The organism is Celeribacter sp. HF31 (assembly GCF_011806455.1).
Lineage (GTDB): Bacteria > Pseudomonadota > Alphaproteobacteria > Rhodobacterales > Rhodobacteraceae > Celeribacter.
In genome coordinates, this window is the sequence record NZ_JAATOT010000002.1 from 523208 (window position 1) to 546330 (window position 23123).

Annotated in this window: 22 protein-coding genes and 1 pseudogene; 6 read left to right on the top strand and 17 right to left on the bottom strand. The window is 59.0% G+C overall.

All coding sequences use genetic code 11. The features are described 5' to 3' along the window. Positions 1 to 13: 13 nt before the first annotated feature. Entirely contained in the window at positions 14 to 2803 is a 2790-nt protein-coding gene (locus HCZ23_RS06005; RefSeq protein WP_167600778.1) for a bifunctional aconitate hydratase 2/2-methylisocitrate dehydratase, read from the bottom strand. Between the two features lie 337 nt (positions 2804 to 3140). On the opposite strand from HCZ23_RS06005, the gene acnA reads away from it, so the two are divergent. Next, entirely contained in the window at positions 3141 to 5888 is a 2748-nt protein-coding gene (gene acnA, locus HCZ23_RS06010) for an aconitate hydratase AcnA (RefSeq protein ID WP_167600779.1), read from the top strand. Positions 5889 to 5980: 92 nt separating this feature from the next. Here acnA and HCZ23_RS06015 read toward each other — a convergent pair whose 3' ends face one another. The 3 genes and pseudogenes from HCZ23_RS06015 to HCZ23_RS06020 all read right to left on the bottom strand — a co-directional run bounded on the left by HCZ23_RS06015 (position 5981) and on the right by HCZ23_RS06020 (position 8082). Continuing rightward, positions 5981 to 7645, bottom strand: a complete 1665-nt coding sequence (locus HCZ23_RS06015; RefSeq protein WP_167600780.1) for a hypothetical protein — start codon at positions 7643 to 7645, stop codon at positions 5981 to 5983. Between the two features lie 15 nt (positions 7646 to 7660). Next, positions 7661 to 7774, bottom strand: a pseudogene (locus HCZ23_RS18295) (P-loop NTPase fold protein); the annotation flags it as partial. A gap of 77 nt (positions 7775 to 7851) precedes the next feature. Beyond that, a complete protein-coding gene (locus HCZ23_RS06020) occupies positions 7852 to 8082 on the bottom strand; it encodes a hypothetical protein (RefSeq protein ID WP_167600781.1) in 231 nt (76 codons plus the stop codon). A 10-nt stretch (positions 8083 to 8092) separates the two neighbouring features. Between HCZ23_RS06020 and HCZ23_RS18210 the strand changes: the two genes are divergently transcribed. Continuing rightward, positions 8093 to 8224: a hypothetical protein gene (locus tag HCZ23_RS18210; RefSeq protein ID WP_303048527.1), complete on the top strand. Its 132-nt coding sequence runs from the start codon at positions 8093 to 8095 to the stop codon at positions 8222 to 8224. Positions 8225 to 8231: 7 nt separating this feature from the next. Here HCZ23_RS18210 and HCZ23_RS06030 read toward each other — a convergent pair whose 3' ends face one another. Genes HCZ23_RS06030 through HCZ23_RS06040 form a run of 3 tightly spaced genes read right to left on the bottom strand, consistent with a single transcriptional unit; the run spans position 8232 to position 10398 of the window. Then, a complete protein-coding gene (locus HCZ23_RS06030; protein ID WP_254869946.1) occupies positions 8232 to 9116 on the bottom strand; it encodes a DUF3445 domain-containing protein in 885 nt (294 codons plus the stop codon). Continuing rightward, entirely contained in the window at positions 9097 to 9714 is a 618-nt protein-coding gene (locus HCZ23_RS06035; RefSeq protein WP_167600782.1) for a flavin reductase family protein, read from the bottom strand. Before HCZ23_RS06035 ends, HCZ23_RS06030 begins: the two co-directional genes overlap by 20 nt. A gap of 57 nt (positions 9715 to 9771) precedes the next feature. After that, positions 9772 to 10398 carry a glutathione S-transferase family protein gene (locus tag HCZ23_RS06040; protein WP_167600783.1) on the bottom strand — a complete coding sequence of 209 codons (627 nt, stop codon included), beginning with the start codon at positions 10396 to 10398 and terminating at the stop codon, positions 9772 to 9774. 116 nt (positions 10399 to 10514) lie between these two features. Here HCZ23_RS06040 and HCZ23_RS06045 point away from each other — a divergent pair, with 116 nt between their 5' ends. After that, positions 10515 to 11267, top strand: a complete 753-nt coding sequence (locus HCZ23_RS06045; RefSeq protein WP_167600784.1) for a YafY family protein — start codon at positions 10515 to 10517, stop codon at positions 11265 to 11267. Here HCZ23_RS06045 and arsC read toward each other — a convergent pair. Then, on the bottom strand, positions 11251 to 11592 hold the full coding sequence (arsC, locus tag HCZ23_RS06050) for an arsenate reductase (glutaredoxin) (RefSeq protein ID WP_167600785.1): 342 nt from the start codon (positions 11590 to 11592) through the stop codon (positions 11251 to 11253). The genes HCZ23_RS06045 and arsC overlap by 17 nt on opposite strands. A gap of 379 nt (positions 11593 to 11971) precedes the next feature. Between arsC and HCZ23_RS06055 the strand changes: the two genes are divergently transcribed. Next, a complete protein-coding gene (locus HCZ23_RS06055; protein WP_167600787.1) occupies positions 11972 to 13249 on the top strand; it encodes an O-acetylhomoserine aminocarboxypropyltransferase/cysteine synthase family protein in 1278 nt (425 codons plus the stop codon). Positions 13250 to 13481: 232 nt separating this feature from the next. Here HCZ23_RS06055 and HCZ23_RS06060 read toward each other — a convergent pair whose 3' ends face one another. From HCZ23_RS06060 to HCZ23_RS06100, 9 genes are all read right to left on the bottom strand, one after another. Next, a complete protein-coding gene (locus HCZ23_RS06060; RefSeq protein ID WP_167600788.1) occupies positions 13482 to 14021 on the bottom strand; it encodes a DsbE family thiol:disulfide interchange protein in 540 nt (179 codons plus the stop codon). After that, complete coding sequence (ccmD, locus tag HCZ23_RS06065) at positions 14014 to 14166, bottom strand: heme exporter protein CcmD (protein WP_167600789.1); 153 nt, start codon at positions 14164 to 14166, stop codon at positions 14014 to 14016. Before ccmD ends, HCZ23_RS06060 begins: the two co-directional genes overlap by 8 nt. Then, positions 14159 to 14908, bottom strand: coding sequence for a heme ABC transporter permease (locus tag HCZ23_RS06070; RefSeq protein WP_167600791.1), 750 nt, complete (start codon positions 14906 to 14908; stop codon positions 14159 to 14161). The genes ccmD and HCZ23_RS06070 overlap by 8 nt, the downstream gene beginning before the upstream one ends. Positions 14909 to 14978: 70 nt before the next feature. After that, positions 14979 to 15635, bottom strand: a complete 657-nt coding sequence (gene ccmB / locus HCZ23_RS06075; RefSeq protein ID WP_167600792.1) for a heme exporter protein CcmB — start codon at positions 15633 to 15635, stop codon at positions 14979 to 14981. Beyond that, the gene (ccmA, locus tag HCZ23_RS06080; protein ID WP_167600793.1) at positions 15632 to 16252 is read right to left on the bottom strand and encodes a heme ABC exporter ATP-binding protein CcmA; all 621 of its coding nucleotides are present in this window, start codon (positions 16250 to 16252) and stop codon (positions 15632 to 15634) included. The genes ccmB and ccmA overlap by 4 nt, the downstream gene beginning before the upstream one ends. A 44-nt stretch (positions 16253 to 16296) precedes the next feature. Continuing rightward, the gene (locus HCZ23_RS06085; RefSeq protein WP_167600795.1) at positions 16297 to 16650 is read right to left on the bottom strand and encodes an Mth938-like domain-containing protein; all 354 of its coding nucleotides are present in this window, start codon (positions 16648 to 16650) and stop codon (positions 16297 to 16299) included. 80 nt (positions 16651 to 16730) lie between these two features. Beyond that, positions 16731 to 19358, bottom strand: coding sequence for a protein translocase subunit SecD (secD, locus tag HCZ23_RS06090; RefSeq protein ID WP_167600796.1), 2628 nt, complete (start codon positions 19356 to 19358; stop codon positions 16731 to 16733). A gap of 76 nt (positions 19359 to 19434) precedes the next feature. After that, positions 19435 to 19764, bottom strand: coding sequence for a preprotein translocase subunit YajC (gene yajC, locus HCZ23_RS06095; protein ID WP_167600797.1), 330 nt, complete (start codon positions 19762 to 19764; stop codon positions 19435 to 19437). 121 nt (positions 19765 to 19885) lie between these two features. Next, positions 19886 to 20284, bottom strand: a complete 399-nt coding sequence (locus tag HCZ23_RS06100; RefSeq protein WP_167600798.1) for a VOC family protein — start codon at positions 20282 to 20284, stop codon at positions 19886 to 19888. Between the two features lie 89 nt (positions 20285 to 20373). On the opposite strand from HCZ23_RS06100, the gene HCZ23_RS06105 reads away from it, so the two are divergent. Together HCZ23_RS06105 and serS are read left to right on the top strand one after the other, a co-directional pair. Next, positions 20374 to 21711 (top strand): pentapeptide repeat-containing protein, encoded by a 1338-nt coding sequence (locus HCZ23_RS06105; protein WP_167600800.1) that lies wholly within the window; start codon positions 20374 to 20376, stop codon positions 21709 to 21711. 73 nt (positions 21712 to 21784) lie between these two features. Beyond that, positions 21785 to 23077 (top strand): serine--tRNA ligase, encoded by a 1293-nt coding sequence (gene serS / locus HCZ23_RS06110; protein WP_167600802.1) that lies wholly within the window; start codon positions 21785 to 21787, stop codon positions 23075 to 23077. The last annotated feature ends 46 nt before the right edge of the window (positions 23078 to 23123 follow it).

Sequence of the window (23123 nt, forward strand, 5' to 3'; positions counted from 1 at the left end):
CACCTCTGACGGATCAGAAATGCGCGGATTTCGTGGTTGCCGGGACTTGGAGCGGCGGTGCGAATTTCGTCAGGTCGATGCCTTCAACCGCGTGTTTGTACTCGTCGAGCGTCGGCGTGCGGCCCAAGATCGCGGAGAGCACCACAACGGGGGTCGAGGCCAAGAGGCTTTCGCCTTTCTTGTTCTCGCTGTCTTCCACAACGCGGCCCTGGAACAGGCGGGTCGAGGTGGCGAGAACGGTGTCGCCCTTTTCGGCCTTCTCCTGGTTGCCCATGCAGAGGTTACAGCCCGGACGTTCCAGATAGAGCGTGTTCTCATACTCGGTGCGCGCGTTGGCCTTCGGGAAGAGATCGTCGAACTCGAAACCCGAGTACTTCTGAAGCACTTCCCAGTCGCCCTCTTCCTTCAACTCATCAATGATGTTGTAGGTCGGCGCGGCCACCACGAGCGGCGCTTTGAATTCGACCTTGCCGGTCTCTTTCTCAATATTTTTGAGCATTTGCGCGACGATCTTGACGTCACCCTTATGCACCATACAGGAACCGACAAACCCGAGATCGACTTTTTTGTCCGCACCATAGTAGGAAATCGGACGGATGGTATCGTGGGTGTAGCGGCGCGAAGGATCGGCGTTGGCCACGTCCGGGTCCGCGATCATCGGCTCATTGATCTGATCAAGATCGACAACCACTTCGGCGGCGTATTTGGCATTCGCATCCGGGGTCAGGGCCGGGCGCTCGCCGGACTTGATCTCTGCGATACGGGCATCGGCCTTGGCGATCAGACTTGCAAGCATGCCGTTGTCATGCTCCATGCCCTTGTCGATCATGATCTGGATGCGGCTCTTGGCCAACTCCAGCGAGCCGATAAGCGTTTCGTCATTGGAGATACAGATCGAGGCCTTGGCCTTCATCTCCGCGGTCCAGTCGGTGAAGGTAAAGGCCTGGTCCGCCAGCAGCGTGCCAATGTGCACCTCGATCACGCGACCCTGAAAGACGTTGTCGCCATGCTGTGCAAGCATCTGCTGCTGTGTGGCATGGACCACGTCGCGGAAATCCATGTGATCGGCCATCTTGCCCTTGAAGGTCACCTTGACCGATTCCGGGATCGGCATGGTCGCCTCACCGGTCGCCAGCGCCAGCGCCACGGTGCCGCTGTCGGCACCAAAAGCCACACCTTTGGACATCCGGGTGTGGCTGTCGCCACCGATGATGATGTCCCAGTCGGAAACGGTGATGTCGTTAAGAACCTTGTGGATCACGTCCGTCATGGAGTGATAGACGCCCTTCGGGTCACGCGCGGTAACAAGACCGAAATCGTTCATGAACTTCATCAAGCGCGGGGTGTTGGCCTGTGCTTTCTTGTCCCAGACCGACGCGGTGTGACAGCCGGATTGATAAGCGCCGTCCACCTTCGGCGACAGGACCGTTGCGGCCATCGCTTCGAGTTCCTGCGAGGTCATCAAGCCGGTGGTGTCCTGAGAACCCACAATGTTGACCGCCACACGGACGTCCGAACCAGCGTGCAGGGTCTTGCCCGGGGTCGCACCGACGGCATTGCGGTTAAAGATCTTTTCGACCGCTGTCATGCCCTGACCTTCGTGCGAGATTTCCTTGGCAGGCGCAAAGACCTGCGGCGCGGGAACGCCCAGCGTCTCGGCGGCAAATGTCTGGAGCTTCTTGCCGAAGACGATCGCATAGGAGCTGCCCGCCTTCATGAATTCGACCTTTTGCGGCGTGAAGGAAGCGGACACATCCACCAGCTCTTCGCCGTCTTCGCTCAGCAGCTTGTGGTTTTTGGTGTCGATTTTCAGCACCGTGCCGGTCGCCACCGAATATTTCTGATCGAGGATCGGGTTGCCTTCGTTGTTGAGGATCGGCTTGCCGTCCTCGTCCAGCTTCTTGACCCAGTTCTTGAGATCGAGCCCGATACCGCCGGTCACGCCAACGGTGGTCAGAAAGATCGGCGAGATACCATTGGTGCCCGCAACAATCGGCGCGTAATTGACGAAAGGCACGTAGGGAGAGGTCGGTTTGCCGGTCCAGAGCGCCACGTTGTTGACGCCGGACATCCGGCTTGAACCGACACCCATGGTGCCTTTTTCAGCGATCAGCATGACGCGTTTGCCGGGGTGCTGCAGCTTCAGCGCCTCGATTTCCTTTTGCGCCTGCTCACTGATCATGCACTTGCCGTGCAGCTCACGGTCGGAGCGGGAGTGCGCCTGGTTGCCCGGCGACAGAAGGTCGGTCGAAATGTCGCCTTCGGCGGCGATGTAAGTGACGATTTCGATCTCTTCGTCGATGTCCGGAAGCTTGGTGAAGAACTCGGCCTTCGCGTAGCTTTCCAGAATGCTCTTGGCGACCGAATTCCCGGCCTCCAAGGCGGTTTTCAGACGATCCATGTCAGCCTCGTAAAGGAAGACCTGGGTCTTCAACACTTCAGCAGCCTCTTCGGCAATCGCGGCATCTTCACCCAGCGCGAGATCGAGCAGAACCTCGACCGACGGGCCGCCCTTCATATGCGACAACATCTCAAAGGCGAAGGTCGGGGTGATTTCCGCGACAGTGGTTTCCCCGAGGATGATCTTCTTGAGGAAAGCAGCCTTCACGCCCGCAGCGCCTGTGGTGCCCGGCAGGGTGTTGTAGATGAAGAAGTTCAGCGCCTCTTCGCGATGCGCATTGCCCTCATCCTCAATCAGGGAGATCAGCTCAGCAACCAGTGCGCCATCGTCGATGGGCTTCGGGTGCAACCCCTCACCTTTGCGCGTTTCGATTTCGGTTAGGTAGTCGGTGTACAAGCTCATGACGGTCCCTACAATTTGGTGTGCGATTTGAGATGCGAGTTGGTGACAAAAACCCGAAAAACCGGGCCGCACAGACTTGCATTTCCCGACTCTCGAATTATTTGTATGCAAAAGTATACGAAGCGTTCCGCACATGCAAGATATGCGAGCGCTCACAGATCAAATCTCTTCTAGTGCCCTGCGCTCTGTTCTGTCCATCGCAACAAACCCTGTTGCACGCCCCTCTTGCAGGTCCTGTCATGGACATGACGCCAGAATGCGCTAAGATTCGAGACAGCCACGTCAGGTACAACAGACCGTTGTGCCGCGCAGTTTTAGTAAGACCCGGAGGCATTCCATGACTGTTGTTGTCGGTCAAGACACCGCAAAAACCCGCCGCACATTAGAAGTGAACGGCAAAACCCTCGCCTATTATTCCATCCCCGCCGCCGAAGAGGCCGGGTTTGGGGCGTTCTCGAAACTCCCCGCCGCGCTCAAGGTGGTGTTGGAAAACATGCTGCGGTTCGAGGACGGCGGTTTTTCCGTCTCCACCGATGACATCAAAGCGTTCGGCGAATGGGCTGAAAAAGGCGGTCAGAACCCGCGCGAGATCGCCTATCGCCCGGCCCGCGTGTTGATGCAGGATTTCACCGGCGTGCCCGCCGTGGTCGATCTGGCCGCCATGCGTGACGGCATTAAGGCCTTGGGTGGTGATGCGAAAAAGATCAACCCGCTCGTCCCCGTCGACCTTGTGATCGACCACTCGGTGATGATCGACGAATTCGGCAACCCGCGCGCCTTCCAGATGAACGTCGACCGCGAATATGAGCGCAATATGGAACGCTACCAGTTCCTCAAATGGGGCCAGACCGCGTTCGAGAACTTCCGCGTTGTGCCGCCGGGCACCGGGATTTGTCACCAGGTGAACCTCGAATACCTCGCGCAGACCGTTTGGACCGACACGGACCCGGACGGCGTGGAAGTCGCCTACCCCGACACGCTCGTGGGCACCGACAGCCACACCACCATGGTCAACGGTGCTGCCGTCCTCGGTTGGGGCGTTGGCGGGATCGAGGCGGAGGCCGCCATGCTCGGCCAACCGATCTCCATGCTGATCCCGGAAGTCGTCGGTTTTAAACTGACCGGCGAGATGATTGAGGGCACCACGGGCACCGATTTGGTGCTCAAGGTCGTTGAAATGCTGCGCGCACATGGCGTGGTCGGCAAATTCGTCGAATTCTATGGCGACGGCCTCGACAACCTGCCGCTGGCACAGCGCGCCACGATTGCCAACATGGCGCCGGAATATGGTGCGACCTGTGGCTTCTTCCCGATTGACGCTGAGACGCTGCGCTATTTGGAGCAAACCGGCCGCGACAAGGACCGCATCGCGCTGGTTGAGGCCTATGCGAAAGAAAACGGCTTCTGGCGCGGGGCGGATTACGATCCGATCTATTCCTCGACGCTCGAACTGGACATGGGCACCATCGTTCCGGCCATCTCCGGCCCGAAACGTCCGCAGGACTATGTGGCCCTGACCTCTGCCGCTTCCGCCTTTGAAAAAGTCGTCGCGGATTATCGTGGCATCGACGTCTCCGACGCCGCCAAGGGCATGGTGGAAGAAGGCCCCGCCGCCACCAAATCCGTCGAGATCAACAAATCACACCCCGTCAAAGGTCAGGATTACGAGCTGCATGACGGCTCCGTCGTGATCGCCTCGATCACGTCCTGTACCAACACCTCGAACCCCTATGTGATGATCGGTGCCGGTCTTGTGGCGCGCAAAGCCCGCGCGCTGGGTCTGAACCGCAAGCCTTGGGTGAAAACTTCGCTCGCGCCCGGCTCTCAGGTGGTGACCGAATACTTGGAGGCCGCTGGCCTGCAGGAGGATCTCGACGCCATCGGCTTCAACCTCGTGGGCTATGGCTGTACGACCTGTATCGGCAACTCCGGCCCCATCGCGCCCGAGCTGTCGGAGGCGATCGCGGAGGGCGATCTGATCGCCACCTCCGTGCTCTCCGGCAACCGCAACTTCGAGGGCCGGATTTCGCCCGACGTGCGCGCCAACTACCTCGCCTCCCCGCCGCTGGTCGTGGCCTATGCTCTGGCGGGCGACATGAACATCGACCTGACCTCTGAGCCTTTGGGGCAGGATAAGGACGGCAATGACGTCTTTTTGAAAGACATCTGGCCGACCAATGCCGAGATTGCCGAACTCGTGGAGAAAACCGTGACCCGCGCGGCGTTTCAGGCGAAATATGCGGATGTGTTCAAAGGCGACGAGAAATGGCAGGGCGTCGAGGTCTCCGGCAGCGATACCTATGACTGGCCGCCCGCGTCGACCTACATCCAGAACCCGCCCTATTTCCAAAACATGGCACCGGAAAAAGGCACGATCCAAAACGTCGAGAACGCCAAAGTCCTTCTGATCCTCGGCGATATGGTCACCACCGACCACATTTCCCCGGCAGGCTCCTTCAAGGAAACCACCCCCGCGGGCAAATATCTGGTCGAGCATCAGGTGCCGGTGCGGGAGTTCAATTCCTACGGCTCGCGGCGCGGCAACCACGAGATCATGATGCGCGGCACCTTCGCCAACATCCGCATCAAGAACGAAATGCTCGATGGCGTCGAAGGCGGCTACACCAAAGGCCCGGATGGCGCACAGACCTCGGTCTTCGATGCCTCCATGGCTTACCAGGAAGCGGGCACCCCCCTCGTGATCTTCGGTGGAGAACAATATGGTGCGGGCTCGTCGCGTGACTGGGCCGCGAAAGGCACCGCACTTTTGGGCGTCAAAGCCGTCATCGCGGAGAGCTTTGAACGTATCCACCGCTCCAACTTGGTGGGCATGGGCGTTGTGCCCTTTGAATTCACCGGCGGCGACACCCGCAAAACGCTGGGCCTCACAGGCGACGAAACCGTCACCATTCTGGGCCTCGACAGCGTCAAGCCTTTGGAAACGCTCGATTGTGACATCACCTACGCGGATGGGACCAAGAAAACCATCCAGGTCAAATGCCGCATCGATACGGCGCCGGAGATCGAATACATCGAAAACGGCGGCGTGCTGCACTACGTGCTGCGGAACCTGGCGAAAGCCTAAGCGGAAGCCTGATCGCGCCTGTTGTGACATGAGAAAGCCCCGTGGAAACACGGGGCTTTTGTTTTGAGTATTTATGCAACAAAGGAAACGGGTTAGTCGGTGTCTGGTGGGGTCAATTTCCAGTAGAATTCTAGAAAGGCCGCGAGTTGCGCCTGTTCGACAAAGCCAGCCGACCGGGCAAGGTTTTCGAGTTCAGCGCGCAGGGACATCGCCCATTTGCGCTCATCGTCCCATGTGTTGTCCGCGCTGTGGCGCTCGCCAAGACGCGTAACGAACCCGCCAATCTCATCCTGCTTCCCCGCAGATATCGCGTCAAACACGACTATCGCGATACGTTTCGGGTCACAAAGATGCAGCACGGGCGAATCGTAAAAAGAAGGCCCCGCCATGTTCCGAACGAATTTCCAGCCGGCATGTTCAAAATCCTCTTCGATTTTGAGGGTCAGATCTTCTGCTTCTTCCTGAAGCTCCCTCTCATAGCGCGAAAGCTGTTGCTCTCGCATCGCGACAATGAGGGGCATGAAATGAGGACTAGGTTCGCTCGCATATCCACCAAATGAAAACCTTCGAAGTTCCCCCGACCAGCCGAACTCCATGCCAAACCTTGCTTTTGGAATGTAGTCCTTTTCGCCCAGCGCGTGGATGCGCGCGACGCATTTTTCCGAAAGATCCGTGGCGAGGTCTTCCTGTCCCGCAGCGACATGAATTTGCATCAGGTTATCCGCAATGTGCAGAAACGGCCCAGTTCCTATATCAGCTTTTTCAAAAAGATATGACTTTGCTGCTTCAATATCGTCTTTCAACTGTTCCGTGGGTTGCTCCCGCCACTTCACCATTCGGAGCCAAAGAGGATTGTCCTCTTGTTTCCTGAACGCGCCTGTCGCCCTCAACTCCAAATTCAATAGAGCCTCGTTAACAAACCCGCGACCAAGCAAGGTCTGGCCGAGCGCAACACTCAAGGTTCCGCCTGAGCCAGCCATGATGTCGGCGCCTTGATGACGGTCCATGATCGTTTTGAACGTATGAGGTTCCCCTTCCGAGGGCGAAAACACCTTCCAATCCGCACGCCGCCCCAAATCCTCCTCCGCAATCTCGCCCTTGCCCAGCGCCATGGCGAGGGCGAGATAGGTGCGGGTGAAACGCGCCATGGGCTCTTGCGCTTCGAAAAGCGCATCTTCAATCCGGTCCAGCACCAGCGCGTACTCCCGAAGCGCATTGCGCAAGAGGCGCAGGTTGTTGTGTCCGGCCTGCTCGAAGACCTCTCGGATCAGATCGGGATGGTCCTTCAGGTACTGTTTCCCCCTGCCCTCATCCATAAGCTTGATGAAAGCAGGTAAAGCGGCATCCATATCCGCTTCGACCCGCAAGGTCCGCCCGATCAGCTTTTCCTTTTTCTCGAGAAACTTGTCTTTCCACGGATGCTTCTCGGAGTTCACCAAGAGGATCACCCGCTTGCCCTCATGTTCGACGAAATCGTTGATCAGGCCAAACACAAGCTCCGGCGTCATGGCCGTGCGCTCCAGATCGTCAAAGATCAGCGTCTCAGGCAGCGCCTCCATCAGGCGTTCTTCGACGATATCGCGCGCGAGCGTGCCGATATTTCCCACCTTGGCGAGTTTTCCGAAGGTATCGCCAAGCCATGCGCCATTTTCCAAAACACCGCTGCCCAGCTCGCCTTTCAACAGGGCGCGTCGAAATCCCGCCGCATCGGCCACACCGTTCAACGTCGCATATCGGACAGTCGGATCGGTTTTCACTCCGCAGACCTTCGAAATGAAATGCGTTTTCCCGCTGCCCCAAGGCGCATCAACCAAGATCGCGTATCCGGGCGCGCGCATTGCCAGATAGCTCTCAAGCGCCCCCCGCGCTGCCACATTCAAATCCATTCTGAAAACCCGCTGAAACCTTGATCTATCAGGCGTAGTATAAATGCCCCCGCGCAAAGATCACCAAGGGATTGAGATCAGGCGTTTAAACACAGGCCCATCGCCCGCGCGATCACCGCGAAATCTTCACGCGAGATGGCGAACGCGCCGCGGCGGAAAGGCATGCCCCAGTGCTGAACGTCGGGGATAAAGGACAGCCGGGACAGCAGGGGGTGGATCGGGGCTTCGATGGCATTCGCAACATAGCGAACGTCGCGCCGGTAGGGGCAAAACCCGGGCGCCTGTTCGGCCTGATACATCTCGCTCATCACCTGTCCGATGGCCTATCTGGTCAACCTGTTGCTCATTCGCTTTGGCGTCAAAGAGGGCATGATGGACCCGCGCATGACGGTTCACGGGTCCATGGATCACGCGCACGGTCCTGCGGCGCATGAAGGTCACCAGATGTGAGGGATCGTTAATCCGCCAGACGGATCGGACGGTCTTCAAGAGCGGCGGCCTGCTCCGGGGTGAGCGCCTCGGGCAGCACGACCTGCGTGTGGATCGTAAACACCACCGCGCGGGTCTCCGGCAGCCGCACAAGGCTTTGCCGTTCGACCCGGATATAGCGCGACTCCGTTGTGCCGTGGCGGTAGTCCCCCTCGGAGCGCGGATCGCAAAGATGCGCATCGGATCGCGACGCCGTCCCCCGCATCAGCCCCCGACCCACCTGCACGCCGTTCATCATCCGCTGCACCCGCGCAGCGAGATCGGCGGTGTAGACCTCAATCGGTTTGTGAATGCGCAGCATCGGTTTCATGAATTTCTCCGGCAGCCGCCAGCCGGAGGGAAAACAGAGCACGCCGCCCGTCAGAACGCTCTCTTCCGTCTCGCCGCTTGGGTCGGGCTGCATCAGGCAGATGTCGCATTGCAACAACCGCCCCATCGTGTGCATCGGCCGGTCGCGATCCATCGGCACCGTAACGCCATCGGGGCGCGTGACGTCGCTCTGCGTGACGGCAAACCCAAGTCCCGGCAACAGCCCCAAAATCATGTCGAGCAATTCCAGAGCCGCAGGCCGCGCAGAGTCATCCAGCGCGATGACCTCCTTGGGCGTCGTGGCAATCAGATGATCGCGCAGGGCCATCTGCGCCGCGTAAGCCGTGTCCACCTCAAGCCAGTCGTCCAGCTCAAAGGGGATCACCCCCGGCAGCCGCGCGGTGCGGGGATCGGCCCAGGGGGCAAAGCTCAGTTTTGTCTGTAGAATCGGCTCCATGACGACATGCTGCACCGGATTTCCCGACACCGGAAGGGACCAGATCAGCGCATCCTTGAGGCCAGTGTTAGCCCTCGTAAATCTCATCCAGAGGCGGTGCGGTGAGCACGAATTGATCCTCGGAGCCCACGTAATTGTCGCCATGCAGCCGCGCGATGGGTTGATACACCGCCGGGTTCACATAGCGCCCTTCGGCATCGAGACAGTCGCGCCGCACATGCATCTGCACCACCTCGCCAATCACCAGCACCCGGTTCGGCCAGTCGAGCAACCGCTCGGTCCTGCACTCAAACACACATGACGCGCCGGTGATGCGCGGTGCGGAAATCATCGTGCAGGCCTCCGTCTCCACCCCCGCCAAAGCCAATTCATCCACGCCTGAAGGCACCGCAAGACCGGCGATCAACATGGTGTCCGACAGCGCCTTGTCGACCATATGAATGGCGAACTCGCCGGTGCGGCGGATGTTGGCGGCGGTGTCTTTTTCCTGCTCCGGTTTGGAGGCGATGCCCAGAACCAAAAGCGGCGGCTCCGACGACATCACGTTGAAAAAGCTCATCGGCGCGGCGTTCGAACTGCCGTCCGGGTTCACCGTCGTCACAAGCGCGATGGGACGCGGCCCGACGAAATTCGTCAACAAACGATAGCGGTCGCGGGCGGGAAGCGTGGTGAAATCGAACTGCATCTCATGTCTCTCTGGCCAGAAGGCCGCCAGAGAGACACAGGACAGGCAAAAAGTCCATCAAGCGCGCGCAAGCCGCATATCTTGCGCCGCCATGGCATCATAGGCCTCGGATTGCGCGATGACAGGCTCTGCCCCGCAACGCGCCACCCAGTCGCGGATCACCGGGACGTCCGGCGTGGCCTCCGGGAACCACAAAAACGGCGAGGCAATCAAAAGATCGGCGGCGCTGAAGCGCTCACCCATGAGGAACTCACGCTTCTGAAGACCAGACACCAGATAGGCCACCGCCTCCGACATGCCCCGGAAGGTCGCCGTCAGCGCCGGATGCGATAGCCCCGCGATCTGATGCACATAGGCGGGTTCCAACACATTACCGTACCAGAACAGCCAGCTCAGATAGGCCCCTCGCCCCCGCGCGCCGACAGCTGGCGCCAGATCGGATGGGAAACGGTCGGTCAGATAGAGCATGATCGCATTGCTTTCACGGATCATCTCGCCGTCTTCGGTGACCAAAAGCGGCACCTTGCCCTCGGGATGCGGGTTGTTCGGATCGCGCGCGCCAGAGCCGTCCTGGCGCGGAATATCGGTGAGACGGATATCCACCTCCGACATCGCGTCGAGCGCCATCAACAGCGTGACGATCCGCGAGCTGCGCGATTTGGGGGCGTGGTAAAGGGTGAGCATGATTTTTCCTCTCAGGACTTTGCAATTGAGGCGGAGCATGGCAGGCTCCTGCTGTCAGAAACCGTCAGCAGGGCTTTGGCACCTTCAGATCAATTTCGGATCGAAAAGGAGGCCCCATGGCCAAATCGGATCGCCTGTTTCGCCTCATGCACCTCATGCGCAGCCTGCGCCCGCCGGTGACGGCGACGCTCTTGGCCAAGGAGCTGGGCGTGTCGCAACGCACGCTCTATCGTGACATCGAAGCGCTGCGCATTGCGGGTGCGCGGATTGAGGGAGAGGCCGGGTTTGGCTATACCCTGACCGAGGATTACGCCCTGCCGCCGCAGAGCCTGACACAGTTGGAAATCGAGGCGCTGGTCCTGGGCCTGTCTGAGGTGCGCCTGCGTGGAGACGCGGCCTTGTCACAGGCCGCAGGCGATGCGCTGAGCAAGATCACCGCCAGTCTGCCGGAGACAAAACGTGCACATATCGAACATTCTGTGGGGTTGGTGCATCGGTATCAGCCGCAAAAACAGTATAAAGCCGATCTCTCCCTCATTCGTCAGGCCTGTTGGGACGAACGCGCGCTTGTGCTCGGGTATCGCGATCGCGAGGGTCGAGACAGCACCCGCACGGTCTGGCCACTGGCCATCGTCTATCTCGACGACGAGCTGATGCTGCTCGCCCATTGCCGTTTGCGGGGGGCGTTTCGGCAGTTTCTTGTCGGCTCGATCCAGTCGCTCACCCTAGGCGACGAATTCTTCCGTCCGCACCGCGTGCCGATGCTGCGCGACTATATGTCTGAGCTGCGCACCCGCTACCAAATCGCCCCCGCCTGCGAAGACGGGCGGCGGATCATGGCGGAGGAAGGTCTTACAGCACAGACCTGACCGTTTCGGGTGGTCGCCCAAGCGCAACGCCTTTCTCGCTTTCGACCACCGGTCGTTCCATCAAACGCGGATGCGCCGCAATGGCATCCAAAATCGCCTCCGGGTCGGATTTCGCCGTCACCCCGAGCGCCTTGGCCTCCTCCTCTTTCGCCCGCAGAAACGCGCTCGCAGGCAGGCCGGAACGCGCCACAAATTCCGTCAGTTTCTCGCGTGACACTGGCGTTTCGAGGTAGAGCACGACCTCGGGCGTGATGCCCTCCGCCTCGATCAGTTTCAGCGTCTCGCGCGATTTGGAACAGCGGGGATTGTGGTAAATCGTTGTCATCTCAGGCACCTCATTGTTGTGCATAACCTGCGCTTTGGACGGCGCACAGACAACAAGAACAAAAGAGAAACATATTGTTTCCCGCCGACGCTATCTCATAGTGAGTTTTGGTTAACCATTGCGCTTTAGCCCTATGGCCATGAAACAGATCCTGTCCCATATCCCTCTGCCGCAAAGCCCGCTTCCTCTGACGGAGCTTGCGCTTCTTGTGCCCTTTTTCGCCGTCATGATCCTTGTGGGATGATCGCAAAATTGCGGAATCCTAGCGAACACCCTGCGCGGTTGAATCACGCTCATGATCTTGTTGCGCAGAGACCCGGTTGAAAGCCCCTCCCCCTGCGCGTAATGTCGCAGGGATTTTGCGATTTGGGAGGACAAAATGTCCGAGAAAAAACAAGGCTTTGACACGATCCAGGTGCATGCGGGCACGGAACCCGACCCGGCGACCGGCGCGCGTCAGGTGCCGATTTACCAGACCACGGCCTATGTCTTCAAAGACGCCGCGCACGCCGCGCGGTTGTTTAACCTCGAAGAGGTCGGCTACATCTATTCGCGCCTGACGAACCCGACCGTGGCCGCTTTGCAAAATCGCATGGCAGCCCTCGAAGGCGGCGCTGGCGCGGTCTGTTGTTCCTCCGGTCATGCCGCCCAGATCATGGCGCTCTTCCCGCTCATGGCGCCGGGCAAGAACATTGTCGCCTCGACCCGCCTTTACGGCGGCACGCTGACGCAATTCACCCAGACCTTCAAACGTTTTGGCTGGTCGGCAAAATTCGTGGATTTCGACAATTTCGACGCCGTCCGCGCCGCGATTGACGAGAACACCCAGGCGATCTTCTGCGAAAGTCTTGCCAACCCGACGGGCGCGATCATGGACCTCGACGCGCTTGGTGAGATTGCCAACAAGGCGGGCATTCCTCTGATCATCGACAACACCTCGGCGACGCCGTATCTGTGTAACCCGATCAACCATGGTGCCACCTTGGTCGTGCATTCCACGACGAAATATCTGACCGGCAATGGCACCGTCACCGGCGGCTGCATCGTCGACAGCGGCACCTTTGATTGGTCCGCTTCTGGCAAATTCCCGTCGCTTTCCGAACCCGAACCCGCCTATCATGGCCTTGATTTCCATGAAACTTTCGGCCCTCTTGCCTTTACCTTCCACGGCATCGCCGTGGGTCTGCGCGATCTCGGCATGACGCTGAATCCGCAGGCGGCGCATTACACATTGATGGGGATCGAAACCCTGTCTCTGCGCATGCAAAAACATGTTCAAAACGCGCGCGAGATCGCGAATTGGCTCGAAGGCGATGATCGGATCGAGGCCGTGACCTACGGCGGTCTGCCCTCGTCCAGCTATTATGATCGCATGACCCGTATCTGTCCGCGCGGCGCAGGTGCGCTGTTCACTGTCGCGCTCAAGGGCGGCTATGACGCCTGTGTCGACACCGTCGCCAAGCTCAAACTGTTTTCGCATGTGGCAAACCTTGGCGACACCCGCTCTCTGGTCATCCATCCGGCCTCAACGACACACAGCCAGTTGACGCCGGAAGAACAGGTCAAGGCCGGCGCAGGTCCGAACATCCTGCGCCTGTCGATCGGGATCGAGGATGCCAACGACCTGATCGGTGATCTGGATCAAGCGTTGAGCTGAGGCGCCATAGCGACAAAAACGCAAAACCCGCCGAGATTTCGGCGGGTTTTTCTATGCTCTTCTTATAAAAAGAGCACAAAGTTCACATTGCGAACAACAAAAAAGCCCGACCGCTCCTCCCAGTGTAGCAATCCAGCGCATTAACCTTAATCTGATTAACCTGAATGCCGCGTTGAAAAGACATCATGCCCCTGCGGGAAACGGGTCAGTACGCAGCGGCAAGCTTGCACCCTCACTGTCCCGCTTTCGCGATCTCAGGTTTGATGTATTTTTCCATGATCTCGACCGTGATCGGGCCCGCAAACCGGTAGGCGATATGGCCTTCGGCATCGAGGATATAGGTCTCCGGCACGCCGTAGACACCCCATTCCAAAGCGGTCCGCCCCGGCTCATCCTGCGCAACGGCCCCATAGGGATTTCCAAGTTCGTCCAGGAATTTCAATGCGTTGCTGGCTTCGTCTTTATAGTTGATGCCATAGATGGTGATGCCTTCTTCAGCCAAGGTCTCCAACTGCGGATGCTCGGCACGACAGGGTGCACACCACGAGGCCCAGTAGTTGACAAGCTTCACGCCGCCATTGCGCAGCATGTCGTCTGAGAGCGGCGCAAGATCGTCCAAAGGCGTCACAGAGGCAATCGACGGCGCCTCGCGCCCGATCTGAGAGCTTGGCAATTGCTGCGCATCCTCGCGTCCCATGCCGAAGATGAAAAGCCCGGCGAGCCCGGCAAACACCAAAGGCGGCAGAGCAATCATCGGATTGAATTTAGCCATGATGTTTGCGCTCCTCAGCCGCTTTCAAAAGACGTTTCACCTTGGACGAACGGATCAGAGACCCCGCAATCAACCCGGCCAAAAGCAAAAGCGTCGCCCCATAGGCCATCAAGACATCGCCCGCGTATTTCCCGAGATCAGGCATCTTTCACCCTTTCGCGCATCTCAAGCGCGTGCAACCGGCGCGCGCGAATTTCCGTCCGGGTGCGCAGGAGCACCAGCGAGACAAACAGCAAAATGAACCCCGCAATCGCCACCAAAGCGGGATACCAATAGACGTCGGCGACGTTTTCCTCGGCATCGAGAGACAGGGAGGCCCCTTGGTGAAGCCCTTGATTCCAAAAGAGAACCGCATAGCGCGAGAGGAGCGCAAAGACCGAACCGACAAGGCAGAGCACAGAGGTCAGATCGGCCGCCGTATCCGGGTTATCAATCGCCTCCCAAAGCGCCATATAGCCAATGTAGAACAGCAAAAGGATCAGGAACGAGGTCAGCCGCGGGTCCCATTCCCAATAGGTCCCCCACATCGGCTTGCCCCAGACGGCGCCGGTAATGAGCGCAATCAGCGTCATCGTCATGCCAATCGCGGCAGCGGATTTCGCGGCCAGGGCCGAGACATGGTGCCGCCGCACGATCCAGACGAGAGAGGCCACCAGCATCATCGCCCAGATGTTGATCGCCATCATCGCGGAGGGCACGTGGATGTAAAAAATCTTGACCGTCGCGCCTTGGCGATAGTCATCGGGGGTGAAGAAAAAGCCCCAAACGAGCCCACCTACGAAAATCACAGCCGCCAGCACCGAGATCACGGGCAAGGCCCGGTCGGTCCAGCGCATGAATTTGCGCGGATTTGCCCATTCCCAGAAGGCATTCCAGTTGATGGCCATTCTCGCTCTCTCCCCAATACCCACGCCAAAATTTTGTGCCAGACTATGCGCAAGCCCGATTGATCTCAACTCACCTTAAAGCGACCCGGATGGCCGCCGCTGCGGCAAAGGGCAGTAAGGCGATGGCGCCCAAAGTGATCCCCGCTTGCATCGCCAAAGGTGTGGCGACCAGAAAGCCGCCTGCCCCACGCCGCACGACTTCCGCGCCGAATATCAGCGTCGGGATATAAAGCGGCAGGACCAGAAGGCTCATCAGCAACCCACCACGTTTCAACCCCACTGTCAGCGCCGCCCCGAAAGAGCCGATGAAGGACAGCGCAGGCGTGCCGATCAGCAGCGTCACGATCAGCCAGCGATAGGCCGCGCTGTCGAGATGCAAAAGGAACCCAAGCGCAGGCGCCGCGATCACCAGAGGCAGGCCGGTGGTGATCCAATGCGCTAGGGCCTTCATCGCGACGACACCCTCCAGAGGGATCGGCGCCGTGGCCAAAAGATCGAGCGAGCCGTCCTCGAAATCCAGCGCGAAAATCCGATCCAAAGACAAGAGACAGGCCAGCAAAGCGCCGACCCAAAGGATGCCCGGCGCAATTGCGCTCAGCATCTCGCCATTGGGGCCCACGCCAAAGGGCACCAGCGTCACAAGGATCAGGAAAAACCCGAGGCCCAGCCCGAAACCGCCGCCCGAGCGGAACGCCAGAGTGATGTCGCGCCACAACAGCCGGATCATAGGAAGGCCTCGTCAAAATCGTCGCGGACCACATCCATGCGGGCTTTGAACGGCGTCACATCGAAGACGGTTTCCTCAAAACCCAAATCGATATGGGTCGCGATCACCGCCGCGCCGCCTGCCGCGACATGGGCTTTGACCGCAGAGGCAAAGAGCGCCACAGAGGCCGCGTCCAAAGACACCGTCGGCTCGTCCAACACCCAGATCGGGCGCCCGGTCACCATGAGCCGCGCCAAGCCCAAGCGCCGCTTTTGCCCCGCTGAAAGATTGCCCGCCGGACGGTCGCGCAGAGCATCGAGATTGAAATGCAGGATCGCAGGCTCAATGTCATGACCGCCGTAGACCCCGGCCCAAAAGCCAAGGTTCTCCGCCACACTCAAGGTCGCTTTTAACCCATCCGCATGGGCGGCATAGGCGACGCTCTCAGGCTCAGAGATGACCTCACCCGCGTAAGGCGGCTGCAACCCGGCCAGCGTGCGCAAGAGGGTGGTCTTGCCCGAGCCATTCGGCCCACGCAGCACCAACACCTCGCCCGCAGAGACGGCAAAGCTCAGCCCTTCGAGCACCGGCATCCCGCCTCGTGAGACGGTCAGATCTTTTACGGAAATCAAACTCATGCGGCCCTGTTTACAGCGATTCTAAGATTTTCATCTGATACGGATCAAACGGTCAGCAGTGCCACCGCAACACGCCGACCTTCCGAGGCCAGCACATTATAGGTGCGCGCCGCGGTGGGAGTCGCCATCGGCTCCAAGCCGATCTCGGCCGCGTCCAGCGCCTCGCGGAAACTTTGCGGCAGATGCGTCATCTCCGGCCCCGTGCCGATCACGATGAAATCGATCCGCCCGCGCAGCTCAATCAGAGAGGCCGTGTCGGCATAGCCGCCCCAAGGCACCACCGCGTTGCCACAGACCAGCATCGCGCCCTGATAAACCTTGCCGTCAATGCGAAACATGTTCGGGCCATAACCATCGACCGGCACGGCATCCTCGAACGGCATTTCATTGAATTGCATGGCACCCTCCTTTGGCGAAAAGGCCCGCGACACGCGCGAGCCCCTTCATTGCAGTCAAAATACTCAAATGCCCGCGCGCGTCAAACCGCGCTGCCGTCGGCCTGGATGCCTTTGGCGGGCTCTTTCTTGTCCCAATCCCGCTTGACGCCCAGCCACAACAGGATGTTGGAGGCGACAAAGACCGACGACCAGGTGCCGACCACAACGCCCAGGGTCATCGCGAAGACAAAGCCCCGGATCACATCGCCGCCCAGCACCAACAATGCGATCAAGGCGATCAACGTGGTGCCGGAGGTCATCACCGTCCGCGACAGGGTCTCGTTGATCGACATGTTCAACACGCCAGCGAGGTCCATTTTCTTGTAGCGGCGCAGGTTCTCACGCACCCGGTCGAACACGACCACGGTGTCGTTGAGCGAATAGCCGACAATGGTCAGCAAAGCCGCGATGATCGTCAGGTCGAATTGGATGCCGAAGAGCGCAAACACCCCGATGGTGATCGCCACGTCATGCACCAGCGCCACCACGGCGCCCACCGCGAATTGCCATTCGAACCGCAGCCAGATGTAGAACAACACGGCGGCGATGGCGGCGGCCACGGCCTCGACGGCGGTCCAGATCAGCTCGCCTGAGACCTTCGGTCCGACGGATTCGACGGAAGGGAAAGTGATCGAGGGATCGACGGTCTGAAGCGCCTCTTCGACCTTTTGGATGGTCTCCGGCGTGATCGCTTCGACATCGTCCTGGGCCTGAATACGGACCATGGCGACGTGTTGGTTTTCATCGAAATTCGGATCGAAGACCTCGGTGATCGAAATATCGCCAAGCCCCAAATCGGCCATGGCCGAACGGTAGTCAGCCACATCGACGGCGCTTTCGGATTGCGTCCGAATGGTTGTGCCGCCTTTGAAATCAATGCCGAAATTAAGACCGATGGACAGAAACGCCGCCACGGCCATGGCCACCAGAACGGCGGAGAATCCGAAGGTCACTTTGGCGCGTTTGAAGAAATCCACCGCCGTTTCAGCCGGCACAAGATGCACGCCCTTGAGCGTCCAGCCCTTGCGGTTCTTGCGACCGTACCAGGCGACAACCATGGCGCGGGTCACGAAAATCGCGGTGAAGACAGAGGTCACAAGCCCGAAGACAAGCGTCACGGCAAAGCCTTTGACTGGACCCGAGCCCATGACAAAGAGGATCGCAGCGGTGATGAAGGTGGTGATGTTGGCGTCGATGATGGCCGACAGCGCCTTTTCATAGCCAAGCTCGATGGCGCGGCCCGTCGATTTCGAGTTCTTCAACTCTTCGCGGATGCGCTCGAAAATCAGCACGTTGGCATCGACCGCCATCCCGACCGTGAGCACGATCCCGGCGATCCCCGGCAAGGTCAGCGTCGCCCCGATGGAGGACAACAGCCCGAACAGAAGCCCGACGTTGATCACGAGCGCGATATTGGCGAACATGCCGAAGAGACCGTAGGCCAGCCCCATGAAGATCAGCACGGCGGCAAAGGCCACCATAGTGGCGATCCGGCCCGCTTCGATACTGTCGGCGCCCAACTCAGGCCCGATGGTCCGTTCTTCCAGGAAATTGATCTTGGCTGGCAGTGCCCCTGCACGCAGAAGCACCGACAATTCGGTCGATTCCTCAACCGTAAAAGAGCCGGTGATCTGGCCGGAGCCGCCCCGGATCGCGTCCTGAATGCGCGGCGCGGAGATCACTTCGTTGTCCAAGACGATGGCAAACAACGCACCGACATTGGCGGCGGTATAATCGCCGAATTTGCGCGCGCCGGTCGGGTTGAACCGGAAGGTCACCGAAGGCCGCCCGTTCTGGTCAAAGGCCGGTTGGCTGTCAGTCAGCTCATCGCCCGAGACCACGGCGGTTTGTTCGAGGATATAATAGACGCCCGGCTCGTTGATCGAAGGCGCGATGAAGTTGCGTGCGCCGGGGGCTTCGTCCGGGTTCGTGGTGCGGCCCACGACCGGGTTAAAGGTCAGCTTGGCGGTGGTGCCGATCAGCGATTTCAACTCGGCGGCGGAGCCGATGCCCGGCACCTGGATGAGAACCCGATCCTCGCCCTGGCGCTGGATCGTCGGTTCGCGGGTGCCGACCTCGTCGACCCGGCGACGAATGATTTCAAGAGTTTGTTGCATGGTGCGGTCATCGGTGGCGGCTTTTTCGGCCTCCGAGAGCTGCACCGTGAGAATGTCGCCCGTGGCGGACACAGCGATGTCGCGTTCCCCTGCGGCGGTCAGCGAGACCACCGGCGTGCCCAGAGCGCGGACGGTGGCAAGCGCCGTTTCCATACCGGAGGATTCGGAAATCCGCACGCGAAGTTGGCCAGCGGGGGCGTCGAGACGGCGGATCGTGCCGACCACATCGCGTTCGTCACGCAGCGCGTCACGCACCTCCGGCCAATAGGCATCCATCCGCGCGGCATAGACCTCTTCGACCTCGACCTCGCCCAAAAGATGCGCCCCACCGCGCAAATCGAGGCCCAGGTTCACCAGATTTGAGGGCAGGAAAGACGGCCAGGCGTCTCGGGCTGCGGCGCGTTCGGGCGTCTCTCCGGCTTTCTCGATGGCGACGATCGCATCGTTGTGGCTTTCGACCCGCGGGTAGAAGGCGTTGGGGAGCGCAGCCAGAAGGCCAAGGGCCACAAGGCCCCAAATCACGATCCGTTTCCAGAGTGGCATTTGCAACATGGGAAGGTCCTGAGACGTCTTTGAATGGGAAAGGCCCGCTGATGCGCGGGCCTTGGAAGTGTTTTAAAACCGGGGCTTAGGCGCCAGCGGCCGGTTCGGTTTTCGACACCACATTGGCGAGCGTCGCCTTCTGGACCTTGACCTTGACGCCATCGGCGATCTCGACCTCGACGAAACCGTCTTCGCGCACTTTGACGACCTTGCCCATGATGCCGCCAGCGGTCACGACCTCGTCACCGCGACGCACGGCTTCGATCATCGCCTTGTGCTGCTTCATCTTCTTTTGCTGCGGACGGATCATGAGGAAATACATGATCGCGAAGATCAGGATCAGCGGCGCGAATTGCATGATCGGGTTGGCGGCGGCGCCACCTGCGGCCTGCGCATAAGCGGGGGTCACGAACATCTGTTGGTCCTTTATGTCTCTTTGGGAGGGCTTTTCGCCCATGTAAGTCGCCGCGCACCCTATAGCGGGGTTTTCCCCTTGTCCAGCAAGGGGCGCAGGGTTTCACGACCCTGTTAGCGGATTACAAAAACCGCCCGCCGCGCTGGATCACTTCGATCTTGTAGCCGTCCGGGTCGGTGATGAAAAAGAACTTCGCCACACGGGTGCCCGCAGGCGCGAAATCGACGATCTTGCCGGGAGTGAGCCCGGCCTTGTCCATCCGCGCGTGCTCGGCTTCCAAGTCCTCGACCGACACCGCAAAATGCCCGTAGCCATTGCCGAGATCGTAAGGCTCTGAGGTGCCTTTGTTGACGGTCAACTCCAACTCGAACTCGGAAAGCGGGTTCGACATGTAGATCAGCGCGAAGTCCGGGAAGTCGAGTTTCTCCGCGATGGTCAGCCCAAACGCCGCCTCATAAAACGCAACAGACCGCGCCTCATCGAGGACACGGATACAGGAGTGAATGGCTTTGGCTGGCATGGTGGATCCTTTGGGCTTGGCGGTGTGGGCTTGGCGGAACGCGGGGTTGTGGGGGATATAGGGATAGATTTGACGAATGGAATTGCGAGATGTCAGAAAAGAACAGTTTTTGGGAATGGCTCGGTTACACAGATACTCCGAATTGGGGGAAAGCACGTGGGCTTGGTGGTTTCTTGGGCTTTGCGGTGCTCTTGGTGGCACTTGTTATTGGCATTGCGGGCCTTGCCGGACTGATTAAAGCACTCATGCTCTACGTCATGAACGGCGATGAAAGCGGAGACCCGTCCGCTGCGGCACGAAATATCGGCCTCTTGCTTGCCGCCGCTTTCGGTGCGCCGTTTGTAGCATGGCAAGCGATTGTGAGACAGAAGCAGACGGATATTGCGGAGCAAGGCCTCATCACAGATCGCCTTAACAAAGCTATCGAAGGCCTTTCCTCAGAAAAGGTTGTCAAGTTTCGGAACCGCAAGATCACCGTTGAACGTCCGCATGAAACACAAGAGTATTTTCTCAACGAAGGTGACATACTTGAGCGTTTCTCAGATGAGATTGGACGCACATCTGGGGACTGGAGCGTTCAGGAGAGGACAGTTCCAAATCTTGAAGCGCGTATTGGGGCAATCTTTTCTCTCGAAAGAATTGCCCAAGATAGCCTTCGAGATCATCTCCAAATCATGGAAATTCTCTGTGCCTATGTTCGAGAAAATGCACCCGCAAAGAACATGGAACCATCCGGCTTTCCATTTAAGAAAGCCCGAGCCGACATACAAACAGCAATACGTGTCATAGGTCGTAGATCAGACATTCAAAAAAGTGCCGAAAGCCAAAAACAATTCAGGTTGGACTTGAGAAACGTTGATCTTTCAGGAGCAGATTTCACTGGCTTGGATTTTACGGGTGCAATTTTCTTTAATTCTAAATTTGAGGGCGCAATTTTTCAGGACTCCAAGCTAAGCGGAGCGAATTTCAACTATTCCTTGTTAAACTTTTCAGATTTTAGACGAAGCGAACTGATCGGGTGCCAATTTGAAAATGTTTCAGTGACAGTTGACGGTGGTATGCAATTTCTAAATTTCACCTATGGAAATACATACGGCTCATCAATCTTAGGAGCCAACCTAACCGGTCTTCGATATATTCGCGTAGGAAAAATTGAAAATATGCTGGGTTCAAAAGATACAATTTTTGGTGAAGGAAAACTCAAAACTGACTGGGAAAACTCTCAGCTTTTAATCGGAGAGTATCAATTACTATCGCAGCTCGAAGATGGGGCGCGGATCAAAGAAATCTGGACAGAATTGGAAGCAAAAGGACTAACTCAATTCGTTGAGTGGTCAACTTACACCTCAAGTGATTTCGCCAACTATGAAATCCGCGAAGCCTTCGCAAAAAAACGCGGACTAATCGGCTGGCCGTATTGGTACTAACTCCCCGTTGATCCCCCCCGCGCCCTAAGGCATAAGCCTTCGCAAACCCAACCAACCCCCGAGGACCCAACCGATGCATGACATCAAGGCCATTCGCGAAAACCCCGAAGCTTTCGACGCCGCCATGGCGCGCAGAGGGTTGTCTGGGGTGTCTTCCGAAGTCCTCGCGCTCGACGCCGACCGCCGGGCCAAAATCGCCGCCGCCGAAGAGGCCAAAGCCGAACAGAACAAAGCCTCCAAAGAGGTCGGTGCCGCCAAGGCGAAAGGCGACGAGGCCGAGTTCGAACGCCTCCGCGCGCTTGTGGCCGAGAAAAAGGCCGAGATCGCGCGTTTGAATGACGAAGCCAAGGCCGAGGACGAGCGCCTGCGCGACATCCTCATGGGCCTGCCCAACATCATGGCCGCCGACGTGCCGGATGGCACCGACGAAGACGACAACGTCGAAATTCACCGCTGGGGCACGCCCGCCAGCTTCGATTTCGCGCCGAAAGAGCATTACGAGATCGACGGCGTCAAAGCCGGGATGGACTTTGAAACGGCGGCGAAACTCTCCGGCGCGCGCTTTGTCCTGCTCTCCGGCGCCGTGGCCCGCATTCACCGCGCGCTGGCACAGTTCATGATCGACACCCATGTCGACAACCATGGCCTGACCGAAACCATGACCCCCGTCTTGGTGCGTGAAGAGATGCTTTACGGCACAGGGCAATTGCCGAAATTCGGCGAGGACAGCTATAAAACCACCGATGGCTGGTGGCTGATCCCGACCGCCGAGGTGACGCTGACCAATATCGTGAACAACGTGACCGTGGACGAAGATTACCTGCCGCGCCGCTATGTCGCCGACACGCAATGTTTCCGCTCGGAGGCCGGGTCCGCAGGCCGCGACACCTCCGGCATGCTGCGTCAGCACCAGTTCGAAAAGGTCGAGATGGTCTCCATCACCCGCCCCGATGAGTCTGAGGCGGAACATATCCGCATGACCACTCAGGCGCAGAATATTCTTGAGGCCCTCGGCCTGCCCTACCGCACCGTGAAACTCTGCTCCGGCGACATCGGCTTTGGCGCGGTGCGCACCCACGACATCGAGGTCTGGCTGCCCGGTCAGGACAAATACCGCGAAATCTCCTCGGTCTCGACCTGTGGCGATTTCCAGGCGCGCCGCATGAACGCCCGGTTCAAACCCAAAGACGGCGGCAAACCGGAGTTTGTTCACACGCTGAACGGCTCGGGGCTTGCCGTCGGGCGCTGCCTCATCGCTGTGCTGGAAAACGGCCAGAACGCCGACGGCTCCGTCACCCTGCCCGAGGCGCTGTCGCCCTACCTGCGCGGCAAGCTGACACTGACAGCCGAAGGCCAACTCGTCTAAGTTTCCTTTGTTGTCTTAAATACTCATCTAAAACGGCGCCCTTTAC